Raw genomic sequence first — 5,610 nt, forward strand, 5'->3', positions numbered from 1 at the left:
GATGGCCGCTGCTTTGTTTGAGTATGCCCAAATTTATGGAAGTCGTATGTATAATTTTGGATAATCAACACTCGTGAAGTCGTGCCGAACTTTATGGGGATTGGGAGAATTCATGCTATTTTTTCGACTTTTGTGCGAAAAAATAGTATAGTATTATTGTGAAGTGAAGGGGGTTATACATATGGCGAAACAAGATGTGTTCAACGCCCGTTCTTCATTCGAAGTCAACGGTAAAAAATACAATTATTACCATTTGCAAGCGCTTGAAAAAGCGGGAATCGGCCAGGTGAGCCGCCTGCCGTACTCGATCAAAGTGTTGCTTGAATCGGTGCTCCGCCAAGTCGACGGGCGCGTCATTACGAAAGAGCACGTCGAAAACTTGGCGAAATGGGGAACGCCCGAGATGAAGGACATCGACGTGCCGTTTAAGCCGTCGCGCGTCATTTTGCAAGACTTCACGGGCGTGCCGGCTGTCGTTGATTTGGCTTCGATGCGCAAAGCGATGGCGGATCTAGGCGGCGACCCGTACGAAATCAACCCGGAAATTCCGGTCGATCTCGTCATCGACCACTCGGTGCAAGTCGACCGCTACGGGTCAGACGATGCGCTGGAGTACAACATGGATTTGGAATTCAAACGGAACGCCGAACGGTACAAGTTTTTGAAATGGGCGCAAAAAGCGTTTAACAACTATCGTGCCGTTCCGCCGGCAACGGGGATCGTCCACCAAGTAAACTTGGAATATTTGGCAAGCGTCGTTCACGCGGTCGAAGGGGAGAACGGCGAGTACGAGGCGTTCCCGGATACGCTTGTCGGCACGGACTCGCATACGACGATGATCAACGGCCTCGGCGTCCTCGGTTGGGGAGTCGGCGGTATTGAAGCGGAAGCCGGCATGCTCGGCCAGCCGTCGTATTTCCCGGTTCCGGAAGTCATCGGCGTCCGTTTGACAGGCAAGCTGCCGGACGGAGCGACGGCGACTGACCTGGCGCTTAAGGTGACGCAAGTGCTGCGGAAAAAAGGCGTCGTCGGCAAATTCGTTGAATTTTTCGGACCAGGAGTGGCGACTTTGCCGCTTGCCGACCGGGCGACGATCGCCAACATGGCGCCGGAATACGGGGCGACGTGCGGCTTCTTCCCGGTTGACGCCGAAGCGCTTGACTACTTGCGTTTGACCGGCCGCGACGAACATCACGTTCAAGTCGTCGAAGCGTATTGCAAAGCGAACGGTCTGTTCTACACGCCGGATGCACCGGAGCCGGTGTTTACGGATGTTGTGGAAATCAACTTGTCGGAAATTGAAACGAATTTGTCTGGCCCGAAACGGCCGCAAGACTTGATTCCGCTCTCGAAAATGAAACAGTCGTTCCGCGATGCGGTGAAAGCGCCGCAAGGCAACCAAGGCTTTGGTTTGACGGAAGCGGATTTGGAGCGGGAAATTACGGTCGAGTTAAACGGCGAACAAGTGAAATTGAAAACGGGTGCGGTCGTCATCGCGGCGATCACGAGCTGTACCAATACATCCAACCCGTACGTTCTCGTCGCCGCCGGCTTAGTGGCGAAAAAAGCGGTCGAGAAAGGCTTGCAAGTGCCGAAATACGTGAAAACGTCGCTTGCGCCGGGCTCGAAAGTCGTCACCGGCTATTTGCGCGATTCGGGCTTGCTTCCGTATCTTGAGCAGCTCGGCTTCAACATCGTCGGCTACGGCTGCACGACATGCATCGGCAACTCAGGTCCGCTTGCGCCGGAGCTTGAAAAAGCGCTTGCGGAAAGCGACTTGCTTGTCACAAGCGTCTTGTCCGGCAACCGGAACTTTGAAGGCCGCATCCACCCGCTTGTCAAAGGCAACTATTTGGCATCGCCGCCGCTTGTTGTCGCCTATGCGCTCGCCGGCACGGTCGACATTGACTTGCTTAACGAGCCGATTGGCAAAGACAAAGACGGAAACGACGTCTATTTCCGCGACATTTGGCCGTCGATGGAAGAAGTGAAAGACGTCGTCAAACAGGCGGTCGATCCGGAACTGTTCCGCAATGAATATGAGCGCGTGTTCGACGGAAACCCGCGTTGGAATGCGATCGAAACGACGGACGAACCGCTCTATCAATGGGATGAAAACTCGACGTACATTCAAAATCCGCCGTTCTTTGAAGGCTTGTCGCCGGATGTGCGCAAAGTTGAACCGCTCACCGGCTTGCGCGTCGTCGGCAAGTTCGGCGACTCGGTCACGACCGACCACATCTCGCCAGCTGGGTCGATCGGCAAAAACACGCCGGCAGGTCAATATTTGATTTCAAAAGGCGTCGAGCCGAAAGATTTCAACTCGTACGGTTCGCGGCGCGGCAACCATGAAGTGATGATGCGCGGCACGTTTGCGAACATCCGCATCCGCAACCAAATCGCGCCGGGCACGGAAGGCGGCTATACGACGTACTGGCCGACCGGCGAAGTGATGTCGATGTACGATGCGTGCATGAGATACAAACAAGACGGCACTGGGCTTGTCGTCATCGCCGGCAAAGACTACGGCATGGGCAGCTCGCGCGACTGGGCGGCGAAAGGGACGTTCTTGCTCGGCATTAAAACGGTCATCGCCGAAAGCTTTGAGCGCATCCACCGCTCGAACCTCGTTTTGATGGGCGTCCTGCCGCTGCAATTTAAAGAAGGCGAAAATGCGGAGACGCTCGGCTTGACGGGTAAAGAAGTGTTCGACATTCACATCGATGAAAACGTCAAACCGCGCGATCTCGTCAAAGTGACGGCAACGAACCCGGATACGGGTGAGAAGAAAGAATTTGAGGTCATCGTCCGCTTTGACAGCGAAGTCGAAATCGACTACTATCGCCACGGCGGCATTTTGCAAATGGTGTTGCGCGAAAAATTGGCGAAAGTGAAACAATAACGACAAAAAGCAGGCTCCCATATCGGGAAGCCTGCTTTTATTTTGTGTTGAGCTTTTTCGCTGCGTTCTCAAGCTTGCTTTTTGGATCCGGGGTGAACGTTCCGTCTTGGCCAAAGCCTTGCGGGTTGACGCCCGGCGCCTTCGTGCCGCGGTTTCGGCCGCCGTTTTTGGTCATTGCTCTCACCTCCGCTCTTTACGGATAGTATGGCCGCCCTTGGTCAAAATATAATCAAAGGAGGAAAGCTTCACTGTTTTTCGCTAAGAGCAATCGTTGCGGCTACGATGGGATGTTCCGCTTTTCCCGCCACCGTCTGCCCCAGAGGCGCATGCTTGGCAGTTCGGCGAAAATCATGCCGGCCAAAATCGCAGCGCCGCCAAGCCAGGCCGATGGCGACAGCCGCTCTCCAGCCCAAAGGTAGGCGGTCAAAGCGGCGAACACCGGCTCCATGGCGAAAATCAGCGCGACATGGGCGGGAGTCGTATATTTTTGCACCGCCGTTTGGATGAGAAACGCCGCGGTCGTCGCCAACAACGATGTCACAGCGAGCGCCCCCCATACTTCCGGGCGGCGGAGCACCGCCATATTCCACATTTGCGCGGCGTCTTCAAACCAAAAGGCAAAGAAGAAACAGAGGATGCCGACGGCAAAAATTTGCACCATGGTCAACAGCATCGTCGAATGCTGAGAGGAATAGCGGCCGGTAACAATAATGTGCATGGCAAAGGAAACAGCACAAAGAAAGACAAAGAAATCGCCCTGATTGAACGACAGCTCCGCTCCCCCTGTCAGCCAATATAGGCCGAACGCGGCAAGTGCCGCTCCAACGACCGCATTCACAGACGGTTTTTGCTTTAAAATCAAAAAGGAAAACAATGGAACGAGCACAACGCTCAGTCCGGTAATAAAGCCAGCTTTCGAGGAAGTGGTATACAACAGTCCGATCGTTTGGAATGCGTAGCCGCAAAACAGCCATAGCCCCATCCACGCTCCAGCGCCGATGACTCGCCATGACAACTGGCCGAAGAGTGGGCGGGAAGCGGTAGCCATCCAAGCGAGAAGCAACAAGCCGGCCAAACTGAAGCGAACGGCGTTAAACGACAACGGCTCCAAAAACGAAATGGCATTTTGGACGACGACGAACGTCGCCCCCCAGACGAACGTCACCATGAGCAGACTCAGATCGGCTATGGTTTGACGCTTCAATTCGAATCCTCCCTCTTCATATGCTTGCGCCTCATCTCATTTTGGGTGCTAGCCGCTAGTGTACCACAAGTAGGCCGAAAAAGATAGATATTTTGGAAAAAAGATGGGCGCCTGCGGCAAAATGGTTGATACAAGAAGAAATTGCGCATAATATTAGGTAATGAACAAGGGCGCAAGTGTGGTAAAATAAAAACCAGCTCCGATCATCGCCACGCGGAAGGGTGATAATGCGTTGGACGTACAAATCCACTGGACGTATATCACGCCGAAAAAACAAGAGGCGTTTCTTGTCTCCGATTGGGTCGATGCCAAAAAGGCGCTCGCTTTGGCGGATGATTTTGCAAAAACCGGGCGAACGAAAACAGTGGAGTTCGTCGATCGAAACGGCACGGTGTGGTCAAAAAAAGAGCTGCAAAAGCTGCTTGAGGAGATCGCCGGCGAGCCGCATGAGATCGTTGTGTATTTCGACGGCGGCTTTGACCATGAGACGTCCCAAGGCGGCGCCGGCGCAGTCGTATACTATAAGCAAAACGATCATCGCTACCGGTTGCGCGCCAACCGCCGGCTCGGCGAAATCAAATCCAATAATGAGGCAGAGTATGCGGCGTTTTGGTTTGTCATGCAGCTGCTCGAGGAACTTGGCGTCCATCATTTGCCGGTGATGTTCCGCGGCGACTCCCACGTCGTGTTAAAGCAGCTGTCCGGCGATTGGCCGTGTTTTGAGGATGATTTCAACATCTGGCTTGACCGCATTGAAGCGAAAATGCGCGAGCTTCACATCGAACCGGCGTACGAGCCGATTTCGCGCAAACAAAATAAAGAGGCGGATTCGCTCGCCCGCCAGGCGCTTGAAGGGCAGATCATCACAAGCCGAACGGAATTGACAGGGAAAGGGTAAGGTCGTATGGGAAAGAAGCGGAACCGACGCAAAGAAATATTGGACCAAATCGCTTGGCTGGAGGAAACGTACTGCGATGGCTGCTTTTTAAAAAGCACGTTCCGGAAAGAGTACGGCAAAACGTACGCCCAATCGTTTTGCATCCAGCAATGCACGGTCGGGGAACAAATGCGGCAGTACGGGGAGATGCTTCTATCAGCGCCGCCGCGTTCGCGTCGGTAATGAAGGAATTTTTTTCAAGAGGCGGTTGGTGCGGGCGATAGGAGTCCCAATCTGCGCTTTCGCGGGCCTGGGGCGGTGCCGGCTGTGACCAGGCAAGCTTTGGCGTTTGAACGGAGGAAGCGGATTCGCTGCGAAGGCCGGTGATTGACAGAACATACGTTTTAACATGGAGAAACCTCAAAAGCAGTTCTTCTTTTCACTCCAAAAGGAAATCGCTTTTTGTCCTCCGCCTTAATAGATGCAATTTAACTTCCCTCCGAAAGAAGTCTCCTACTTCTAAACGTGAAGGTGCGCCAGCACCAGTGAAAGTGGGAGATGAATTTCGGTTGGCGTTAGCCAACGAATAGGATAGAATATGGCTAGAACGGACACCTTCGGAACGAA

General features: G+C 53.7%; 5 protein-coding genes. 3 read left to right on the forward strand and 2 right to left on the reverse strand.

Features of this window, described 5'->3' with window-relative positions; translation table 11 throughout:
• Positions 1-181 precede the first annotated feature (181 nt).
• Positions 182-2,902, forward strand: coding sequence for an aconitate hydratase AcnA (gene acnA, locus IKE44_RS12280; RefSeq protein WP_287466045.1), 2,721 nt, complete (start codon positions 182-184; stop codon positions 2,900-2,902).
• Between the two features lie 37 nt (positions 2,903-2,939).
• Here the strand turns inward: acnA and sspL are convergent, their stop codons facing one another.
• Together sspL and IKE44_RS12290 are read right to left on the reverse strand one after the other, a co-directional pair.
• Positions 2,940-3,077 carry a small, acid-soluble spore protein L gene (sspL, locus tag IKE44_RS12285; protein ID WP_011230846.1) on the reverse strand — a complete coding sequence of 46 codons (138 nt, stop codon included), beginning with the start codon at positions 3,075-3,077 and terminating at the stop codon, positions 2,940-2,942.
• Positions 3,078-3,179: 102 nt separating this feature from the next.
• Positions 3,180-4,106 carry a DMT family transporter gene (locus IKE44_RS12290; protein ID WP_033015154.1) on the reverse strand — a complete coding sequence of 309 codons (927 nt, stop codon included), beginning with the start codon at positions 4,104-4,106 and terminating at the stop codon, positions 3,180-3,182.
• 232 nt (positions 4,107-4,338) lie between these two features.
• On the opposite strand from IKE44_RS12290, the gene IKE44_RS12295 reads away from it, so the two are divergent.
• Positions 4,339-5,004, forward strand: coding sequence for a ribonuclease H family protein (locus IKE44_RS12295; protein ID WP_049625438.1), 666 nt, complete (start codon positions 4,339-4,341; stop codon positions 5,002-5,004).
• Between the two features lie 6 nt (positions 5,005-5,010).
• Positions 5,011-5,226 carry a zinc-finger domain-containing protein gene (locus IKE44_RS12300; RefSeq protein WP_011230850.1) on the forward strand — a complete coding sequence of 72 codons (216 nt, stop codon included), beginning with the start codon at positions 5,011-5,013 and terminating at the stop codon, positions 5,224-5,226.
• Positions 5,227-5,610: the final 384 nt, after the last annotated feature.

Origin of the sequence: Geobacillus sp. (genome assembly GCF_017515625.1) — a bacterium.
GTDB lineage: Bacteria > Bacillota > Bacilli > Bacillales > Anoxybacillaceae > Geobacillus > Geobacillus stearothermophilus.